Here is a 20,744-nt window from a genome sequence, read left to right as displayed (position 1 = left end):
ATCACCGTGATCCGGAAAGCATTTTGATTCGATTTTGCTATATTTGTGAGTAAACATAAAGAGTTTGATGGAACAGCAATATATAGTATCGGCACGCAAATATCGCCCGGACACATTCGAGTCGATGGTAGGGCAGGAAGCGCTTACCAAAACCTTAAAATCGGCTATACTTAGCAATAAGATGGCTCATGCCTATCTCTTTTGCGGTCCGCGAGGTGTAGGCAAAACGACTGCAGCACGTGTACTGGCCAAAACAATCAACTGCCTCAACCGTACTCCCCAAGCTGAAGCATGCAACGAATGTGAGAGTTGCAAAGCTTTCAACGAGCAGAGATCCATGAATATATACGAATTGGATGCGGCATCGAACAACTCAGTAGACGACATCAGACAACTCATTGAACAGGTGAGCATCCCTCCCGTATTAGGCAAATACAAGGTATATATTATCGATGAAGTACATATGCTTTCCCAAGCTGCTTTCAATGCTTTTCTCAAGACATTGGAAGAACCCCCGGAGTATGTCATATTCATCCTCGCTACTACCGAGAAGCACAAGATATTACCTACTATCCTCTCACGTTGCCAGATATATGATTTCAAAAGGATAGGTCTCAATGATATCATCCATCACCTGGAGTACGTATCATCAAGTGAGGGATTAGAAGCAGAGAAAGAAGCTTTGGGTGTAATAGCAGAAAAAGCCGACGGAGGCATGCGAGATGCCTTGTCGCTTTTCGATCGTATAGCCAGCTATAGTCAAGGTCGCATCACGTATCGCCAAACGGTGGAAAGCCTGAATATATTGGACTACGAGTACTACTTCAAGTTTATCGAATATTTCTTGCAAGGAGATTATCGCTCAATACTCCTTACCCTAAACGAGCTACTGAGCAAAGGATTCGACGGACAAATCATCATAAACGGACTCGCTAGCTTCATGCGTGACCTCATGGTAGCTCAGCATCCTGAGACCATAGCTCTGCTGGAAAAACCTGAGCATGTAAAGCAACGCTATCTCTCTGTTTCAGCAAAATGTCCGGCAGCATTTTTATATCAAGCCATACGTGCGCTCAACCAATGTGACCAGCAATATAGAGCCAGCTCTAACAAGCGATTACTGGTGGAACTATGTCTTATGAGTATATCATCGCTGTACAGCAAGGCTTTGTCGGGACAAGTACAGCAGTCAACCTCACCGGCACAAGAGCAGCAACAAGGAGGGGCACAGACTCCCACATCAGCACGGGCAATGCAGACTCCCCAAGCAACTCCTGCCACACCGAGCCAGCCGACAGCTAACACGCCTCCCCCACAATCCCAACCCGCAACCGGTCAAGGAACAGGTACACAACAAACTACCGATACAGCCCCAATAAATGACCTCTCTCACTCCCGCCAATCAGCAGAAACACCTACACGCCCTATATTCAACCGAGGAGGTACTCCGCCTACGGATTACAAACCGGAGGCATCAGGGCGATTATCGCTCAGAGGACTAAGGAATAGGCAGGCTGAAACAGAGAAAACCTCTGAATCGGAAGAAATACCGGAGCAGAGTGAAGCCTTCTCGGAAGAAGATATGCAGATTGCCTGGATGAAGTATGTAAAAACAGAGATGAGTCCCGAAAAGCTCATCATGCGCAAGATGATGGAGCAAAACATACCTTCACTCACGGCTCCCTCACAGGCCTTGGTCACAGTACCCAACAATGCCGTAATGGAGAATCTTCAGGAGATGTTGCCACAAGTGCTCAACTACATTCGTAAAGAGATCAAAAACACTCATCTAACCATGGCTGTGGAGATAGATCAGACGGCGCATGAGAAGGTTGTTTATACTTCGGAAGAAAGGATCGAATTATTCAAAAAGAAGTCTCCGTCTTTCGCCAAACTCTATGATCGGCTCAAAATGCGACCCCTATAAGCTCATATTTATTCTTTTATTATTATATTTGCAGGGTAACCTATTGTAAGCCACATTCAACAATATAAATATCATCTTAAAAATTCGTATGAAAAGATTTCTACTCACGGCGGTAGTTGCTTTGGCTCCGCTTAGCCTTATTGCGCAAACGCCCGCACAGAATGATACGGTCAAGAATGCTGAGAATCAGTTTAAGACCCTCAAGGCAGTTGGTATCACCTCCATAAAAAATCAAGCTAACTCCGGTACTTGCTGGTCATACTCCGGTGTGGGTTTTCTGGAAAGTGAACTTATGAGAATGGGTAAAGGCGAATATGATCTATCTGATATGTTCGTTGTAAACCACAGCTACAAAGACAAAGCCGAAAAATACGTGCGCATGCACGGTAAGCTCAACTTTGGTCAAGGCGGCTCATTCTATGATGTGATCTACGTATTGAAACACTATGGTATTGTCCCCGAAGAGGTAATGACAGGCCTATGCTATGGCACAGACAAAAACCAGCATAGCGAAATGGAATCTCTGGCCAAAGCTTGCATAGATGCGATCATCAAAAACCCTAACGGTAAGCTGAGTCCTGCATGGAAGACTGCCTATAATGCTGTGATAGATTCTTATCTGGGCACTACTCCCGATAAATTTACATACAAAAGCAAAAGCTATACACCCAGCTCTTTTGCGCAGACTTTGGGCCTTAATGCTGATGACTATGTATCGCTAACATCATTTTCACACCATCCCTTCTATTCGCAGTTCCAACTGGAAATAGAAGACAACTGGCGCTGGGCAAACTCATACAACTTACCTATAGATGAGTTTATGAAAGTGATGGAAAATGCCGTAAACACAGGGTACTCTATCGCTTGGGGTGCTGACGTGAGCGAACTGGGTTTCACACGTGACGGTATTGCCGTACTTACCGACCTCAAAACAATAGAAACTAAAGGGTCTGACCAAGCTCGCTGGTTGGGACTTAGTGCCAATGACAAGAAAGCCGAAGGGATGAAAATGATTAGAAGAGCTAACTGCCCCGAGATCACTCCTACGCAGGCATACCGTCAGGAATGTTTTGACAACTACACCCTCACCGACGACCACGGCATGCTTATCTACGGCCTTGCTGAAAATCAATTGGGCAAGAAGTTCTTTATGGTAAAGAATTCATGGGGCGATGCCGGTAGCTACAAAGGTATCTGGTACGCATCATGGAACTATGTTGCAGGTCGCACCATGAACATAGTGATCCACAAGAATGCTATCCCCAAAGATATTGCTAAGAAGCTTGGCATAAAATAAATAAACAAGCCTCTTATTTTCAATAAAGTTTGCTATCTTGGGCACATGAAAGCAGACTTTAACTTTGAAGATATTCTCAGCCGACTCACCAACACCGCTCTCTTTAAGGGGATCGGTGAAGATGAGTCGGTTGCTTTTTTGGAGAAATATCCTTACAAAATAAAATATTATGACAAAGGCGACCTCTTTGCCATGGCAGGCGATCGCTGTAATAAAATGATGATAGTGCTGGAGGGGGAGCTACTAGCCCGCATGGACAACGGAGCCGGCAAATATGTAGTGATAGACCGCATAGGCATCAACAGAATAATAGCCCCTGCGATACTCTTTGCTCAAGACAACCGATTTCCGGTAACGGTGCAAGTGGAAAAGCCTACCGCTCTATTTGTAATGGAACGGGAGATATTTCTCAAAAGCATGCAAGAGCATGAGCGTATACTTTTCAATTTTATCCAATCGGTTTCGGACATCAATAGATTTCTGAGTGAAAAAATACGCTTCCTCTCTCTCAAATCCATAAAAGGCAAACTGGGACAATATCTTTTCGAACTCAAACCCACCAATACGGAGCCATACACTGTGATGCTACCTGTGACACGTCAAGACCTGGCAGACAAGTTTGGTGTGAGTAGGCAGTCACTGGTACGAACTTTGAGTGAACTCGAAGAGGAAAATATCATCAGTATCAATCATAAGATGATCACCATAATTGATTTGAAAAAACTGAGAACCCTCGAGTAATAGCGACTCAAACCACAAAATTAAATCCCCCCAATGGTTACAAGGGGGGGGAGAGCGAAAGTAACTGATCAGCACTTATATTTAAAAGCACACTATCGTGTAATCCTCCAAGGGGATAAATCCATGTCACCAATTCATACCCAGAGCCGCATCTGCATCGTTCCCAATCGATACAAATGCGGTCTCTGCTTTTATATGAATTTATTCACCATAAGAGACTGTTGCAAAAGTCAACAGTCTCATGGATTTTGGAGGCAAAGCCGACAAAAGACACTTTGACCGGGCTGAGAGGGTAAAGTGCAAGGCGCTAAGAGTGAGTGCACAGGGTGTTTACTTCAGGTAAATGACCAAGCGCGAATCTCGCAAGCAACGAAGCAATTGGCCTGCTATGCAACGGTCTCAATAAAGTGCTGGTACGATAAGACGCGCTAAGCACAACATGAATATTGAATATTACTTTTCGATATATTTGATAGAACTATTACTACATCGAAACTATTGCTTTTTGAAAGAGACAAGGCCATTTTACGCATCACAAGTTCAAAAAGAAAGCCATTTGCCCTACAATATAATAAGATGATCAATGTACAAGCCATCTTTATCGCGATTATAAGGCCGAATTATTATAACAAAACATCGATTATTTCATCTTCAAAGACCGACCTTGTCATTCTCAAAGATTGACCGAGTCAATCTCAAAGGTTGACATCATCATTCTCAAACATTGATTGAGACTGTTGCAAAAGTCAACAGTCTTGTGGATTTTGGAGGCAAAGCCGACAAAAGACACTTTGACCGGGCAGAGAGGGTAAAGTGCAAGGTGCTAAGAGTGAGTGCACAGGGAGTTTACTTCAGGTAAATGACCAAGCGCGAATCTCGCAAGCAACGAAGCAATTGGCCTACTATGCAACGGTCTCTGATTTGGGCTCTTTCAGGAGTTAATCGTATAAAGAAAATCAGCAAGCTGGATATATAAGTCTAATTTGCAGATATTTTGTTGGTATATCTTGGTGATTATTTGCGATATCAATTGCCTCAATCAAGGCACAAGAAAAGAATAGCACTTGAATACGTTTTTTCACAAAAAACGATGAAAAGAATTAAAACAAAGACAAAATATCAGTTAATTTTATATCTTTGCATATGTTTTTAATAACATTTAACAATAAAACTCTGACTATCACAATTAATATCAATAAGAACATGAAGAAGTATTTAGCTGAGTTATTAGGAACCCTTGTATTGGTTCTGATGGGTTGCGGAAGCGCCGTGATTAGTGGAGGAGCTCCGGATGCTGTGGGCACGGGAGTGGGCACTCTGGGAGTAGCCTTTGCTTTCGGTCTTTCAGTTTTGGCTATGGTTTACACCATAGGGAGTATATCAGGTTGTCACATCAACCCTGCCATCACATTGGGTATGTGGTTGAGCGGAAAGATCAACGGTAAAGATGCCGGTATGTATATTCTGTTCCAATTCATTGGAGCCATTATAGGATCATCTATTCTTTATGTAATCACTATGTCCATGGGGCTTACAGGTACGGGAGCCAATAGTTTTAGAGAAGGAGAGCTAATGCCTGCTTTCTTGTCAGAAACTATTTTCACAGCGATATTCGTTTTAGTCGTATTTGGCGCCACCAGCAAAAAAGCTCCTGCAGGTTTTGCGGGTATAGCCATAGGCCTTGCTCTTACACTCATCCACATCGTTTGTATTCCCATCACAGGTACATCAGTCAATCCTGCTCGCAGCTTAGGGCCGGCATTGTACGCAGGAGGAGAAGCCCTGAGCCAGTTATGGTTATTTATAGTAGCACCTTTCTGCGGTGGAGCCATAGCTTCATTATTGTGGAAAGCAATCAACACTGATAGCGAAAGGTAACAACCTTGTTTGAATCAGTGTCAAAAGGGTGCAGCTCATCGCATTCTTGAAAAGACGACTCCCGAGTAGAACAATCTCTCGGGAGTCGTTGCATAAATAGGAGTGTAAGTAAGGTGTTGAAATCAAGCCTTTAGCAAATCAATGTTTATAATTGATGCTCTCACAAGACAGCTTCACCTCGGATTTACTTCCCAAAGTAATGGAAGAATATAGGAGTACCTTGAGTACGCACAATAGGGCCAACCACTTTGCCATCTTTGGGGGTGTAACTATAGAGCCCCTCATCCTTCTTATTGGAAGAGCCGAAGATAACCTGATCTTTATACAACCCAATAGCCATGGTGAACGGATTGGAAGGAGCCAACTCTTTAATACGAGAAATCTTACCCGTGCGAATATCAATGATGGCTGCTGCTTGTATAAATGCGGTATAGGGATTACCGCCCGGTTCTAGAGCATTGACATTGAGATAAGCAGCCAACAAGCCATTGCCGATGTAGCAACACGAAGCAATGAACTGAGCCTTGCCCGAAACCTCAAGACCTTCAATATCCGTCTTGCTGAGATCCAATACATAATTAGGATCAAAATCCGTTTGACCTTTTTTGATCCTCAAAAGACCTCCTTCAAAACCGGGTTTGAGCCCGAAGCCTCCTAAACAATTGATGTATATATCGCCTGCCTCATCCATAAAAATAGATTTGGGCTCTATGGGACGTGTAGCAAATGATAGCTGATGCTTCTTGTCGATGATCTTTTTCACCACCTTATCCGTTTTGGTATCTATGATAGCTACTTCAGCTTGCTTCTCATTAGGCATCCAGCTATTATTCATCTGGTTAAGTCCTACATACAAGTAGTTGTCACGTATTAGCATCGCACCAGGTGACACGTTAGCTCCCTCTGCTTTCAGGCTGTTGAGGTCTATCTCACCTATCTTCTGCATGGTAGATGGGTCAAATACATAAACATAGCCTATGCTCTGCAATGCAAGATAAGCTTTGCTTCCATTCAACTCCACCACATTGGATGCCGCGGAGTTGCCCGGCAAGGTCATCCCTTTCTTATTCATCAGGGTACCGTTATCCCCTACTGTATATTGGACAAGCTCGGACTTAGTACTCCCCAAGTAGTTGGGAAAATCATAGACATGATTACCCACAACATTGCAACTCACATGAAACCCTGCCGGGATGGCATGGGTATTATCATAAGTCTTGGGCAATAAATTGGGTATCATCTGTATGTAAGAACTGCCCGTCTCACCTCCGGGATTGAATACTGATGTTTCTATCAATATCTTTTCTCTTACTTCTGGGTTAGGGTTGGGATTAGGGTCAGGCTTCGGATTATCATTACTTTTGGAGCATCCGGCTAAACCTATCGACAAAGCTAACACAATAGGGATAATTGTCTTTTTCATCTTAAAATTATTTTAAATAAAACCATAATTGTATTCATGCTTAAGTATTCAAAGGGCTACTTGAATAGATAGCGCACCTTGAGCCCGAAATTGCGACCCGGCATGGGAAAATTAAATTCGGAAAACATCTCACGGTTGGTTACGTTCTTGATCTTGAAAGTTACCGTCCAGCGTTTGTTCATGAAGCTATGCTCCAAAGCAAAGTCAAGTAACAGTGAAGAAGGGATCTTGCGCTCCTGCAATTTACTGACCTCAAAGTCATAGAAGTACTCGTGGGTATAAGACCCGTCGAGCATTATACGTGTATTCTGTTCTGTGCCTCCAAATAAGTTTTGCTTGTGTATCTCCACCCCGGCATTGCCCATGAGGTAAGGGATATTAGGCATGCGCTTACCATGAGTGGGGTTAGGAACCTCCGATCCGGCTTTAAGTTTACGTATATCGCGGAGATCTTGATATGTGGCATTGACATACCCATACAACCACGGTGTAATATCGGACTTCACTTCTGCCTCAGCACCATAAGTACGCATCTTCCCAAAGTTCTCATAGATAGCCATGGGGCCGGTGCTTTTTGAGAAGCGGATCATATCGGTTAGAGTAGAATAAAATCCGTTTATCTCCACTTCGATAGTATTGCCCCCGGTAAACCTCTTGTGATAGATCATCCCCAGATTATAACTATGATTACGCTCCGGGCTCAGATTTGGAGCGGCAGCCACAGAAAAGCCATCGCCCAAGAGCTCTTCCGAACTAGGAATGCGAATATCGTAGGCAAAAGAAGCTTTTACAAGTAAGTTGGGATTGATCTTATAACGCATCGCTTCATTGAACCCGAAATAATTCTTGTTGAGATCAATCACTTTATTCTCTTTAATGCCGAAAGCAATAGGCACAATAGAGTGAGAGCTATAGTGGTAATATTTTGTTGTAAGGGAGTTGAGCAACTTCTTTTCGAAAGCATTTATTTCATAAGCCAGTCCCAAAGTCAGGGTATTCATATGGCTATCATAATTGTTTTTAAAGCCTAAGGACTTCTCCATCAATTCATCCTTGGGATATAAATTAGTTTTGGAGAAATAGGAGTTGAAGTTAAGAGCCTGATGCTTGTCCAAGGTATAGTTCACATTGATCTTATTGGCAAAGTCTAAGGACTTGTTCTTACCGTCGGCGGGTGTACTCCCCAGTTCTCCGCCATAAGACGACACGGGAGGATACTGCTTACCCGTCCAGTCATATCGGTGCATGGCTTTGTCCTTGAGCCCGTAGTAATTATATACGATTCCCGTTTGGAAATCAAGGTCAAGCCCTGACACCAGAAAGTCATCCTTCTTCAACTTGGTATTTACGCCACAACCTATGGATTGGTTGTAAGCTTCGCGAATATCTGTCTCTATACCTTGCATCTGTCTGTAACTTTTAGAGAAAAATGGCTCCACTTCCACTTCATCGAACCACCATTTGGTAGCTTTGATACTACCACCGGCGAGTATCTTGGTATACTTATCATGTTTTCTCTTCACCCTTATATTATCAAAGTGAGGAAGCTTCATCTCATAGTCATTGTCCGAGTATGTAACCCCTCCGCCTATACCAAATTGCAATCCTTGGTTGGGGAGTGACCGCTTCATCACACTATTGAAGCGATGGGTATTGAAAGATCCTATTTCATAAGAAGCGTCGAGATAAACAGGCGGATATTCTTTGAGCACAATATTCACCGCTCCTCCCATGGAATTACCGCCAAACTTATTGGGCACAACCCCTTTGTATACCTCTATACGCTCTATCATATCTATGGGAATGTCATTGAGTGTGACAAAATTCTGCATCTGACCTATAGGATGCTCGTCAATGAATACCCCGATTCTCTTGCCTTCAAGTCCCCTGACAGAGATACGTGAGGCACTACCTACCCCACCCGTATTACGTATGGTAATCCCTGCGGTGCGTGCCAGTACGTCATTTACACTACTTACGCTACCTTGCAACTGTGATGCCGATATGACGGAAACGGGCAAGGCACTCTCATGTATCACACGGGCTTCATTTTTGGCGGTTACCACTACTTCGCCCAAGCTACGGTCTGAGGGAGCGAGCGATATATTATGCACAAGCTCGGAAGCCCCTGCAAAATCTACCGAAATAGTTCTGGACTTATAGCCCATGTATCGAAAAGTAACACGAGACTTTACGGCCTGCATCTTGAGACTATAGCTGCCATTATCCCTCGTAATGCACCCATTTTTGTCATTCTCCACTTTTACACTGGCTCCCACAAGTGCATCACCCGTTTGGGCATCACGCACTACACCTCTCAGAAAAAGCTGTTGAGCCTGCAACAAAACCGATGAGCATAGGAGCAAACTCATCATGGCCACACCTTTGTACAAGTTGTATCTAATCTTATTCATAAATATTAATGTATTTGCCACCCTGAACGTTTCAAATTATTGTTCAACAAAAAAGCCCGACGGTAATGTCGGGCTTTTTATAGGGTTTTTATTATTATTTTTCAATATATCACAGACATCACTCAGATGATAGATGCCTAAAAATACTTTTTCGAATGATCTATTCATAACTTCACAATTGTAGCATAAAAATATAGAACTCTCCCGCAACAGCCAATCACGACTAATAGGTATTTAATCCACCCCAGAATACCCACTATTCAGTACCAAGAGCTGTAATCTGATATCATTATTATTATCGGCACATGGCTCTATACCATGCTTTATGCTACAATAAAAAAGGGAGGTTCCCATGATAGGAATCTCCCTGAATATCATATGGCCTATACGACACTATGAACGTTATACCCTTAACTCCTACTCCTTAAGACCTTCGAGCAAGGATAATATTCTGTCAGATATTTGCTCCATCTGCCACTTGGGTGTAGAGGTAGCTCCACATATCCCTATAGTGTGGGGCAAAGGCATGAGCATATCCAATGTCAACTGTTCAGGCGACGATACGAATATACTATTGGGGTTACTCTTGCGGCACTCACCGAAGAGGACTTTACCGTTGGAGCTTTTAGTCCCGGCTACAAAGATGACCAGCTCATGACTTTGGGCAAACTCTTGTATATGCGGGATGCGATTGGCCACTTGGCGACATATGGTATCGTTGTACTCAAAAGACACGCCCGGTTCTATGCGGCGTTCAATCTCATTGATAAGTTCGTGAAAACCATCCAGGGGTTTAGTCGTTTGAGAAAACAAAATGACAGGGCGCGAGAAGTCCACTTTGTTCAGGTCATCTATATCCTGTACCACAATGGCATCACCACCAGTCTGTCCCACCAACCCGTTTACCTCGGCATGCCCCTGTTTGCCGTATATTACGATCTGGGCATTCTGTTCGCGCGACGATTGGTAATGATTGCGAATACTCTGTTGCAGGCGCACCACTACAGGGCATGTAGCATCTACAAGGTTGATATTATGATCTTGCGCCATTTTGTATATCTCGGGGGGCTCTCCGTGCGCGCGAAAAAGCACTCGCGCATTCTTCAGGGTCTTCAGTGTATCGTAGTTGATGGTCTGCATCCCTTTCTTTTCGAGCCTGTCTACCTCTTGGTTATTGTGCACAATATCCCCCAAGCAGTAGAGCTTATCGGACGAATCCTCCAATTCCTTTTCGGCATGTTTGATCGCATTGATCACACCGAAACAAAAGCCGGATTTTTCGTCAATTTCTATTATAGGCAGTTGCATAAATGATATATTGAGAAATGAATTAAATAATTGGCGCAAGCTCCGGACATTACTGTTTTATCCGGCCTTCGCCAAATGCTTTAGTCATTCTCTGTCTTTTCCCTGAACCGATCGAGCAACCATTGATCTTGCTCTGCTATTGTCATATTGGAATTGTCCAAAACCAGTGCATCTTCAGCTTTTTTGAGGGGCGACACATCACGATGCGAGTCGATATAGTCACGCTCCTTCAGATTGTTGAGTACATCCTCCAGTCTTATCATACTATCGCCTTTGGACCGCAACTCATCCAAGCGTCGTTGAGCCCTTATCTCAGGTGATGCAGTGACGAATACTTTGAGCTCTGCATGGGGAAAAACGGTGGTACCGATATCCCGCCCATCCATCACAATACCCTTATGAAGTCCCATGGCTTGCTGCTGCTTTACCATAGCTTCGCGCACAAAGGATAAGGTGCTGATAGGACTTACATGGCCTGATACTTTCATCGTCCTGATCTCACGCTCTACATTCTTTCCATTGAGATAAGTCTCGGGTAGACCGGTCTCGGTATTGAGACGGAAGTCTATCCTGATGTCATGAATATGGCGTTCGAGAGCTTCGGCATCGGGTATGGATCCCTGCCACAACTGATGATTCAGACTATATAATGTTACGGCGCGATACATGGCGCCGGTATCAACATACACGTAACCTACCTTGCGGGCTAAATCTTTAGCCATTGTGCTTTTACCGCAAGAACTGTGACCGTCAATGGCAACAATGATTTTCTTAGACATTTTCAATATTTATTTGACTCCACGGCTTACTCCGATTCAACGGATACATACCGTATTCATAAACTTTCTGCTGATCGTCCTAATTGATTTGAGACAGAGTTTTCGCTGACAAATATAATACTTGATATAACAAAAACAATTATAGCCCCGGTAAGTTCATCCCCGTTATACTACGGTACAAATCTAAGGCGTATATATCTGTCATGCCGGATATATAATCCAGTGAGCACTGTATCTTGCCGTAAGTTGTGGGCTGATCAGTATCGTACTGCGAACTCACACGGTTGAGCAGCGTACGGCTGTACTGATAGTGCGGATGAGTGAGCGCCTCCATCATCTGCTCTATGAGGAAGCGAAATATACGATGCCCCGCCAGCTCTACATCCACAACCTCTTTGGCTCTGTAGATCTTGTCATAAGCGACTGCAGTGCATGCACGGAAGGCCGCATGCAATTTGGGCGAAATACTATTGATAAGCGTGTTTGTAAAAGTTCCGCTCAGAATATCCGTTTCATGGTCGAGAAATACCGATGCGGTCTCCTCCACCAGTATATTGATTACTTTGGAGCGCAGATAGGCAATTTGCTCATTCTTGTCATTGATATAGGTAAGCACGCGATTGATCTCCCGCAATTCGCCCTCGTCAAAAAAAGCATACAGCAGCTCTTGCACCTCCTCACCACTCAGGATATGTAGTTTGTAAGCATCCTCCAAGTCCATAATCTGATAGCAGATATCATCAGCGGCCTCCACGAGATACACCAGCGGGTAACGAGCATATTTCAGCGGAGAGTCGCTCATCTTTATCAACCCTAATTCATCGGCAATTTCCCTCATGGTTTCCTCCTCCGAGGCAAAGAATCCGAACTTATTGCGCCCCTCTGCCAGCTCACTGCTGTAAGGGTATTTGATTATACTGGCCATAGTACTGTACGTCAAAGCAAAACCTCCGGGGCGACGGCCTTTGAACTGATGGGTAAGCAACCTGAAGGCATTGGCATTACCTTCGAAGTTGGTAAAGTCCTGCCAGCGATCGCCCTCAAGCTTTACCATATCCACCCACTTGCGCCCCTCACCTTCGAGGAAATATGCACTGATGGCACGCTCTCCGCTATGCCCGAATGGCGGATTACCCATATCATGAGCCAGACATGCGGCAGACACAATGGAGCTGATAGCACCACGAGAGTGTATGGCATCACTGCCGTGTCGCTGCTCGAGACAGGAAGATATCATATTGCCCAATGAGCGACCCACACAGCTGACTTCCAAACTATGAGTAAGCCTGTTGTGCACAAAGATGATACCGGGCAGGGGGAATACCTGAGTCTTATTTTGGAGCCGGCGAAAAGGGGTGGAAAAGACCATGCGATCATAGTCCCGTTCAAAATCGCTCCTATTCAAAGATTTATTGCTTACGGGCGCTTGGGCATATGCTCCTAGTCGACGATCCGAAAGCAGTTGACTCCAATTCATCATAACTCTTGGTTTATTATTATGTACCACCATGATTAGGCTGCTTAAAGATAAGGATTTTTTAAGAGCTATTCTTTCTAACCGAAGCAGCCCCGGCACGGCTCGGTAAGCAGTTATCAACATGAGGTAATTTAGTAGGGTATACTCCATGGCATGTAAGGATAAGTGCACGATTTATTCCCGCAACATGGAGTTATCCACACCTCCTGTGATCGAAGTAAAAAATAATTACCACAAGTGTAGAAAATCGGATGTTAATAACTCAATAGTCTATTTATAAAGATATTAATCAGACCACAACAAAATAAACCAACAAGTTATCAACATATTTATATTGCCTATTACAGCATAATACCAACACATTATCCACATACTATCAACAAGAATATATGTAACAAGGCATGCCCACCTGATACTATTCACCATCTTCTTTGTACACACTGAACATGGAGTTATTACCTAGTTATGAACATGAATACGGTGTAAAAACAAAAGTTTTGAACATAAATCCTAACAACTCCGCCAAAATGTTGATAACTCCAATACACTTCTCCATCGATCTATATACACAAAATAAATAATTCTCTTATTAACCGTAAGTTATATACAAGACTAAAGGAAATGTTGAAAACTATAAAACTAATATCAATGAAATAGGAAGTCTAAAACATCTCCCTTAAAGCGAACTATACCGTGGGAGATAAAATTCTGACAAAATGATAGATTGATGATTGCCCGCCCACAAACAGCAAAAAGAATTAAAGCATTGGCATCAATACAACTAAATAATTTAAACATAAGTGAAATTGCCCCTAAAATTTATGTTTCTTAGTTAAGAAAACAGGCTTATTTGTACAAAGTCTAAATAAGGGACGGCTTTTTCATGGTTTAAAATAGAGGAAAAATGAGGCTAAATAAATAGAGGTCTGCCTTTCGAATGCAATAATGAGCAATTGTAAAATCTATCAGCATATTATTCCATTCCTTAATATTATAGAAGTGTATATGGTAGGTGGTTGACAGGAGAAATTTCTATTATGATAAGATCGTTGTCTGTGTATGATAAGTTAATCAACCGTATAGGATAGGTTGTTCGTCCGTGTACGATAGGTCAACTGACCGTATAGGATAAATGGGGCAACTCTATAGCATGAATTGGCCGACAAATAATGATATGTGCAGAGGATGATATACAGAGAAAAAGATCTCCTAAGGAAAAACAGAGAGGGAAATATGATACTTAGTAGCAAGACTACCATGAAGATAGGGCATCGGCTACAACTCTTGGCGAAGAGATAGCGACGCGAAATGAGCGATAAAGGGACAGCCTATGATGGAGCATAATATCCCCTTGCGTATTGAGGTATGAATACATGAGGGGTTGTACTTATCAGTGAATTATGCTGTGCTGTATGGCTCATAAAGTTGTGTATCGTTTATAAAATCGTGTAGAAATAATATATTATTATGGGATGGAAATAGAATGTGCTTACTGCAATCACAAAGATACAACATAGCCCCCCCTTTGTCAATACCCGCGGAATAGCAGTAGCATGCTACAAGCGACTCCAATGGAGAATCACGGCAAAACTGACAGAATGATAGTAATTTGTCCGGGGTACATACAATTTAAATATGTAAAAAAAGAAAATCAACCCTGATTATCAATAAAGCGTTGTTAATAAACATATAATATTTAGCTGATTTTCTTTTGTTCATGGATTTAAGCTTATATTTGTAGATTAAGAAATACATTCGACGCATATACATACTTAGAATGGGATAAATAAAAAACGGCATCTATGATCATTCAAAAAAAATCAAACACTCCAATTTGGTCGGAGATATATACGTACTCAAAGCTCCCCGAAAATTTAGAGAAGTTAGATATACTAGCTCACAATTTATGGTGGGTTTGGAACTATAAAGCGCAAGACCTATTCAAAAAAATATCACCCAGTCTTTGGGAAGAGACAGAGGGCAACCCTGTAATGATGACAAGAGCTCTCACCACATCCGTCATCAATGAAATCACAGAAAACACAGAGCTAATGGCTGAGATAGACGCTGTGTATCAGGATTTCCACAATTACATGAAGCAACCGATCAATAGCCAAAGGCCTTCGATAGCATATTTCAGCATGGAATACGGACTCACCAATGTGCTGAAGATCTACTCGGGAGGTTTGGGTGTATTGGCAGGAGACTATCTCAAAGAAGCCAGTGACAGCCGTGTGGATATGGCAGCAGTGGGTTTCTTGTACAAATACGGCTACTTCAATCAAGGACTGAGTGCCGATGGCCAACAGATCGCCAACTATGAAGCGCAAGACTTCACACAACTCCCCATCAAGCAAGTGATGAACTCTGACGGTACTCCCATGATCTTGGAAGTACCATTCTCTACACACTCCGTCTTCTGCTATATCTGGAAGGTAGATGTGGGTCATGTGAGCCTATACCTCATGGATAGCGATATAGACATGAACAGCAACTGGGACAGAGAGATTACTCACAAACTCTACGGAGGAGACTGGGAAAACCGCATGAGACAGGAGTACCTGTTGGGTGTTGGGGGTATCATGCTGCTCAATAAGCTGGGCATAAAGAAGGATGTATATCACATGAACGAAGGGCATGCGGCTCTCATGACAGCACAGAGGCTTGTAGACTATGTGCAAAATGAGCAGTTGTCTTTTGACGTGGCACTGGAGCTTGTGAGGGCATCATCGCTATACACTGTACATACGCCTGTACCGGCAGGGCATGACTATTTTACCGAAGACCTCTTTGGCAAATACCTCGGGCATTTCCCACACAAGTTGAATATCTCATGGCAAGAGTTTATTGACATGGGGCGCGAAAATCCCGGAAGCAATGAGCGCTTCTCTATGAGTGTATTCGCCCTCAACACTTGTCAGGAGGCAAACGGTGTGAGCCTCCTCCATGGTAAGGTGTCTCAAAAAATGTTTTCTCCTGTGTGGAAAGGTTTTTTCGCTGAAGAGCTCCATGTAGGATATGTCACAAATGGTGTGCACTTACCTTCGTGGGCTTCGCCTGAGTGGCACGAGTTTTATGTAAATCTATTCGGAAAAGATTATCTCGAGAAACAAGACCAGGAAGAGCTGTGGTCGGCGATACAAAGCGTCCCCAACAAAGAGGTCTGGGAAGTGAGGAAAGCTCTAAAAAATCATCTGGTCGATTTTATCCGTAAAAATTATGGAGAGAAATGGATCAGAGACAATGGCAATCCCGAACAGTCGATTCAACTACTCGAAGGTATAAACCCCGATGCTCTTCTCATTGGCTTTGGCAGACGATTTGCCACTTACAAGCGTGCTCACCTCCTCTTTACGGATCTCGACAGGCTCAGCAGAATCGTCAATGACGCTGAGCATCCCGTACAGTTTATCTTCACTGGCAAAGCGCACCCGGCCGATGGAGGGGGACAAGCTCTCATCAAGCATATTATGCAGATAAGTCGCAGACCTGAGTTTATAGGGAAAATCATCTTCCTTGAAAACTATGACATCAGACTAGCCAAGGTACTTATAGCGGGAGTAGATATCTGGATGAATACCCCCACACGACCACTGGAAGCTTCGGGTACATCGGGCGAGAAGGCGGAGATGAACGGCGTGCTCAACTTGTCGGTGCTCGACGGATGGTGGTACGAAGGTTATCGTAAAAATGCGGGCTGGGCACTCACAGACAAAAGAACTTTCAAAGATCAGCAGTTTCAGGATAAGCTCGATGCAGCTACCATATACGACTTACTGGAGCATGAGATAATCCCCTTGTATTTCAGTAAAGAGGAGAAAGACTTCTCTGACGACTGGGTACAGTACATCAAGAACTCGATGAACTTTATTGCTCCACACTACACGATGAAACGCATGCTGGACGACTACTACTCCAAGTTTTATCAGAAGCTGGCGCAACGATCGGCCAAACTGCATGAGAACTACAACGAGAAAGCCAAGGACATCATAAACTGGAAGCGACAAGTGGCGGATAATTGGGATTCGATGCGTGTAATGTCTCTGGAGATATCAGGCGTAGATGACAGCCAGACAAGCATGAGACATCAGGACAAAGAGAGCTCCTATAAAATCACGATAGATAAAGGAACACTGAAATGTGATCTTGCTGTGGAACTTGTAGTGGCAAGGGAAGAAGAGGATATTGACAAAGGAGCAGTGTTGAAGCTTGATAAGGTATATACCTTTACACTCAAAAACAGAATAGAAGATAGAAATGTGGAAGAGTACTCTCTGGAAAATATAATGCCCGAAAGGGGACACCATAAGATCGGTATCCGCATCCTGCCGTCTAACACGGATTTGCCCCACCGCATGGACTTTGCTTACGTGAAATGGGTTCCTACCAACCACTGATAGAGAGGTAATGGCTCAAAAGGCCAAACGACAGCATACATGCGAAATAGGAGAAAGAAAGGGATAACTAGACTTTTTGAAATCCAATCAGGTGATTTTCTTGTTTATATCAAAAATATTATGCTTTTTTGAAGTATGGATTATTATACAGTTGATAAATATTCATACTTTAGTCTATAGATTTCTCACAAACACATTGTAAATATGATTATTAAAAAGACTTTATTGGCAGCCATGGTCGTATTGACGGCTTTTACTGCATGTAAGAAAACATCCAATGAGTATACAATTTCAGGGACAATACCTGTGGAAGCGAATGCCAATGGAAAGATGGTCTACCTCATGGCAGACCGAAACACTACCCTAGACAGTGTAAAAGTAGAGAACAATACTTTCACATTCAAAGGTGTAGTGAGTGACACACTCAACTTCGGCTCCGTTTATATGCCCCAAGACTACATGACTTCGCTGATATTTGAGCCGGGTGCTATCAAAGTAGATTTAACCAAGCGCGTTGCATCGGGCACAGCTTTGAATGACGAATACTCAGCATTCAGCACACAAGCCGACAGCATGATGGAGGTACTCCAAAAAAATATCGCAGATCTACAAGCTGATTCTATAACTCCAAAAGAAGAAATCTCAAAGAAAGGGGAAGCTCTCTACAAAGAGTTCAATAACAAGTATACCCAGATGAACAAAGCTCTTTACGAAAAACACCACAATGATGCATTAGGGGCAAAAGCTTTTGTGGAATTACTACAGACAGATCTTACACAAGAAGAGCTAGAGGGCTTCAAGAAGTCAGCAGGAGATAAGGTATTGAATGACCGAGTTGTCAAACGCCAACTTGAGTTTAAAGCGAATGTCTTCAAGACACAAGCGGGAGCCATGTTTATCGACTTTAGTGGCGTTGATGATGCAGGCAAAGCTGTAAAATTGAGTGATTATGTGGGCAAAGGCAAATACACTCTTGTAGATTTTTGGGCATCATGGTGCGGACCTTGCAGAAGAGAGATACCCAATATTGCCAAAATATATGAAGAGTATAAATCCAAAGGACTTGAAGTAGTGGGTATAGCTGTTTGGGACAAGATGGAAGATCACCTGTCTGCCATGAAAGAACTACCAATCACATGGCCTCAAATTGTAAACAAAGACGAAGCCACACAGCTCTATGGTGTAAATGGAATCCCACAAATCATGCTTATAGGACCTGACGGAAAGATTATCAAACGAAATCTTTTTGGTGAAGAGATCAAAGCTGCCGTAGAAGAAGCTATGAAGGATGCCAAACCAATGAATTAATCTCTGATTTGGCCTTAAGAAATAAATCAAAACTGCCGGGTTCTCATTGAAAGAGCCCGGCAGTTATTATTTTTGCAAACAAGTTTTATAAGAAAAATCCGATAAAGAAGAGATACTACATCCTGATCCTATCGTCAAAGGCTGTAAGTGCTGCTTTGGCACCCTCACCCATAGCGATTACAATCTGTTTGTAAGGTACCGTAGTACAATCACCGGCGGCATATATACCGGGAACAGAGGTACGACAACGCTCGTCTACCACTATTTCGCCCATACGATTGGTCTCTACAAGCTCTGAAAAAGCCTTGGTATTCGGCGCTAAGCCTATCTGAACGAATATACCGCTCAGATCTATGTTTAGTTCCTCTCCGGACTCACGGTGCTTTAGCTTAATAGCTTTGACCTTATTATTCTCACCAACGACTTCCTGTGTGGCTACATTCTTGAGTACTTCCACATTAGGTAAGCTCTTGAGCTTCTCCTGAAGCACACTGTCGGCTTTGAGCTCAGGCATGAACTCAAGCACGGTGACACGGCTAGAAATACCTGCAAGGTCTATGGCTGCTTCTATACCTGAATTACCCCCGCCTACTACGGCAATGTCCTTACCCTTGAAGAACGGACCATCACAATGCGGGCAGAAAGCTACACCGCGACCGATATGCTCCTCTTCGCCCGGGACACCCAGCTTACGCCATGAAGCACCTGTAGCTATAATCACTTGATCAGCTATAAACTGTTCGCCCAGATTGGTGGCTACAAGTTTCTTTTCTCCCTGTAGACTTATCCCCGTTACTTCACGTTGCTCCAAAAGATCTATGTGATATACCTCGGCATGACGGCGCAGATCCGCAGCCAATTGGGTACCGGTAGTCTCTACTACCGAGGGAATATTCTCGATACCGGTAGTTTCATTGACCTGACCGCCTATACGCCCCGCCACTATAGCCACACGTAGCCCTTTGCGAGCCGAATAGATAGCTGCAGCAGCACCTGCAGGACCTCCGCCCACAACAAGGAGATCATAGCTCTTGGGAGTGTTGTCTACAGATTTGCCTTCCGACTCAGATACTCCCACGGCTTTTTCAAGTTTCAGCAATAGCTCTCCCAACGACGATTGTCCCATGTGAAGCTCCTTGCCATTGGCATAAACGGCGGGCACAGCACTGATTCCCAGACTCTCTACCTCTTCCTTATATATAGCACCATCTACCATCTCATGACTGATACCTTGGTTGTACAATGCCATGATATTCAGGCTCTGCACAACATCCGGACAATTGGTACAGCTTAGAGAAACATAGGTGGTAAGCTGTATAGGTGTATTGAGTCGTTCGATACGGCTTCGCAGAGATTCATCGGGCAGATTCTTTCCCTGTCCGTCAGCGTTGAGGATAGAGATCAGGAAGCTCGTAAACTCGTGCCCTGAAGGAATGCCGCGAAAGACAACACCGGTGGTCTCACCATTGCGTAGCAAAGACAGAGACAGTCTATCACCTTGTATTATCTGTGCCGTAATACGAGGGGAGGTAGACGCTACTTCTTGGCACATGGCAGAGAGGTCACTGCCGTTTTTATCGGCAGTACTATTAACAACAAGGGTATAGTCGTTTTGCAGAGAGGCAAAAATACCCTTGAGATTATTAATGATATCTTGATCGAGAAACATAGAGTGTAGTAGTTGTTTGAAGAAAGGACATACCCTGATTGTGGTTCAGGTACACCTCCCGTATAAGGTTTATGTTATATATTATGGAGTAAGGTAGAGAGGTTATATACAAAAGGGGAAACGACC

Annotated in this window: 12 protein-coding genes; 6 read left to right on the top strand and 6 right to left on the bottom strand. The window is 43.5% G+C overall.

Going from position 1 to position 20,744, the window contains the following annotated elements; genetic code table 11:
- The first annotated feature begins 67 nt into the window (after positions 1-67).
- The 4 genes from VYJ22_RS02810 (at position 68) to VYJ22_RS02795 (ending at position 5,843) form a co-directional block, all read left to right on the top strand.
- Positions 68-1,927, top strand: a complete 1,860-nt coding sequence (locus VYJ22_RS02810; protein WP_329904931.1) for a DNA polymerase III subunit gamma/tau — start codon at positions 68-70, stop codon at positions 1,925-1,927.
- A gap of 88 nt (positions 1,928-2,015) precedes the next feature.
- Positions 2,016-3,224: a C1 family peptidase gene (locus VYJ22_RS02805; RefSeq protein WP_329904929.1), complete on the top strand. Its 1,209-nt coding sequence runs from the start codon at positions 2,016-2,018 to the stop codon at positions 3,222-3,224.
- 45 nt (positions 3,225-3,269) lie between these two features.
- On the top strand, positions 3,270-3,965 hold the full coding sequence (locus tag VYJ22_RS02800) for a Crp/Fnr family transcriptional regulator (protein WP_329904928.1): 696 nt from the start codon (positions 3,270-3,272) through the stop codon (positions 3,963-3,965).
- Between the two features lie 1,203 nt (positions 3,966-5,168).
- Positions 5,169-5,843 carry an MIP family channel protein gene (locus tag VYJ22_RS02795; RefSeq protein WP_329904927.1) on the top strand — a complete coding sequence of 225 codons (675 nt, stop codon included), beginning with the start codon at positions 5,169-5,171 and terminating at the stop codon, positions 5,841-5,843.
- A gap of 184 nt (positions 5,844-6,027) precedes the next feature.
- Here the strand turns inward: VYJ22_RS02795 and VYJ22_RS02790 are convergent, their stop codons facing one another.
- From VYJ22_RS02790 to dgt, 5 genes are all read right to left on the bottom strand, one after another.
- Positions 6,028-7,266 (bottom strand): hypothetical protein, encoded by a 1,239-nt coding sequence (locus tag VYJ22_RS02790; RefSeq protein WP_329904926.1) that lies wholly within the window; start codon positions 7,264-7,266, stop codon positions 6,028-6,030.
- Positions 7,267-7,322: 56 nt separating this feature from the next.
- The gene (locus tag VYJ22_RS02785) at positions 7,323-9,680 is read right to left on the bottom strand and encodes a TonB-dependent receptor (RefSeq protein ID WP_329904924.1); all 2,358 of its coding nucleotides are present in this window, start codon (positions 9,678-9,680) and stop codon (positions 7,323-7,325) included.
- Positions 9,681-10,097: 417 nt separating this feature from the next.
- Positions 10,098-10,988 (bottom strand): 4-hydroxy-3-methylbut-2-enyl diphosphate reductase, encoded by an 891-nt coding sequence (locus VYJ22_RS02780; protein ID WP_329904923.1) that lies wholly within the window; start codon positions 10,986-10,988, stop codon positions 10,098-10,100.
- Positions 10,989-11,068: 80 nt separating this feature from the next.
- Entirely contained in the window at positions 11,069-11,767 is a 699-nt protein-coding gene (gene cmk / locus VYJ22_RS02775) for a (d)CMP kinase (RefSeq protein ID WP_329904921.1), read from the bottom strand.
- 139 nt (positions 11,768-11,906) lie between these two features.
- A complete protein-coding gene (dgt, locus tag VYJ22_RS02770; protein ID WP_329905558.1) occupies positions 11,907-13,244 on the bottom strand; it encodes a dGTP triphosphohydrolase in 1,338 nt (445 codons plus the stop codon).
- A gap of 1,802 nt (positions 13,245-15,046) precedes the next feature.
- Between dgt and glgP the strand changes: the two genes are divergently transcribed.
- Together glgP and VYJ22_RS02760 are read left to right on the top strand one after the other, a co-directional pair.
- A complete protein-coding gene (glgP, locus tag VYJ22_RS02765) occupies positions 15,047-17,641 on the top strand; it encodes an alpha-glucan family phosphorylase (protein ID WP_329904920.1) in 2,595 nt (864 codons plus the stop codon).
- Positions 17,642-17,845: 204 nt separating this feature from the next.
- Complete coding sequence (locus tag VYJ22_RS02760; RefSeq protein WP_329904918.1) at positions 17,846-18,949, top strand: TlpA disulfide reductase family protein; 1,104 nt, start codon at positions 17,846-17,848, stop codon at positions 18,947-18,949.
- Positions 18,950-19,064: 115 nt separating this feature from the next.
- Here the strand turns inward: VYJ22_RS02760 and ahpF are convergent, their stop codons facing one another.
- Positions 19,065-20,618: an alkyl hydroperoxide reductase subunit F gene (gene ahpF / locus VYJ22_RS02755; protein WP_329904917.1), complete on the bottom strand. Its 1,554-nt coding sequence runs from the start codon at positions 20,616-20,618 to the stop codon at positions 19,065-19,067.
- Positions 20,619-20,744: the final 126 nt, after the last annotated feature.

The sequence above is a fragment of the Porphyromonas pogonae genome, assembly GCF_036320655.1.
Taxonomy (GTDB): domain Bacteria; phylum Bacteroidota; class Bacteroidia; order Bacteroidales; family Porphyromonadaceae; genus Porphyromonas; species Porphyromonas pogonae.
Note: the sequence above shows the minus strand (reverse complement) of the source record. Positions and strands in the feature narration are given on the sequence as shown.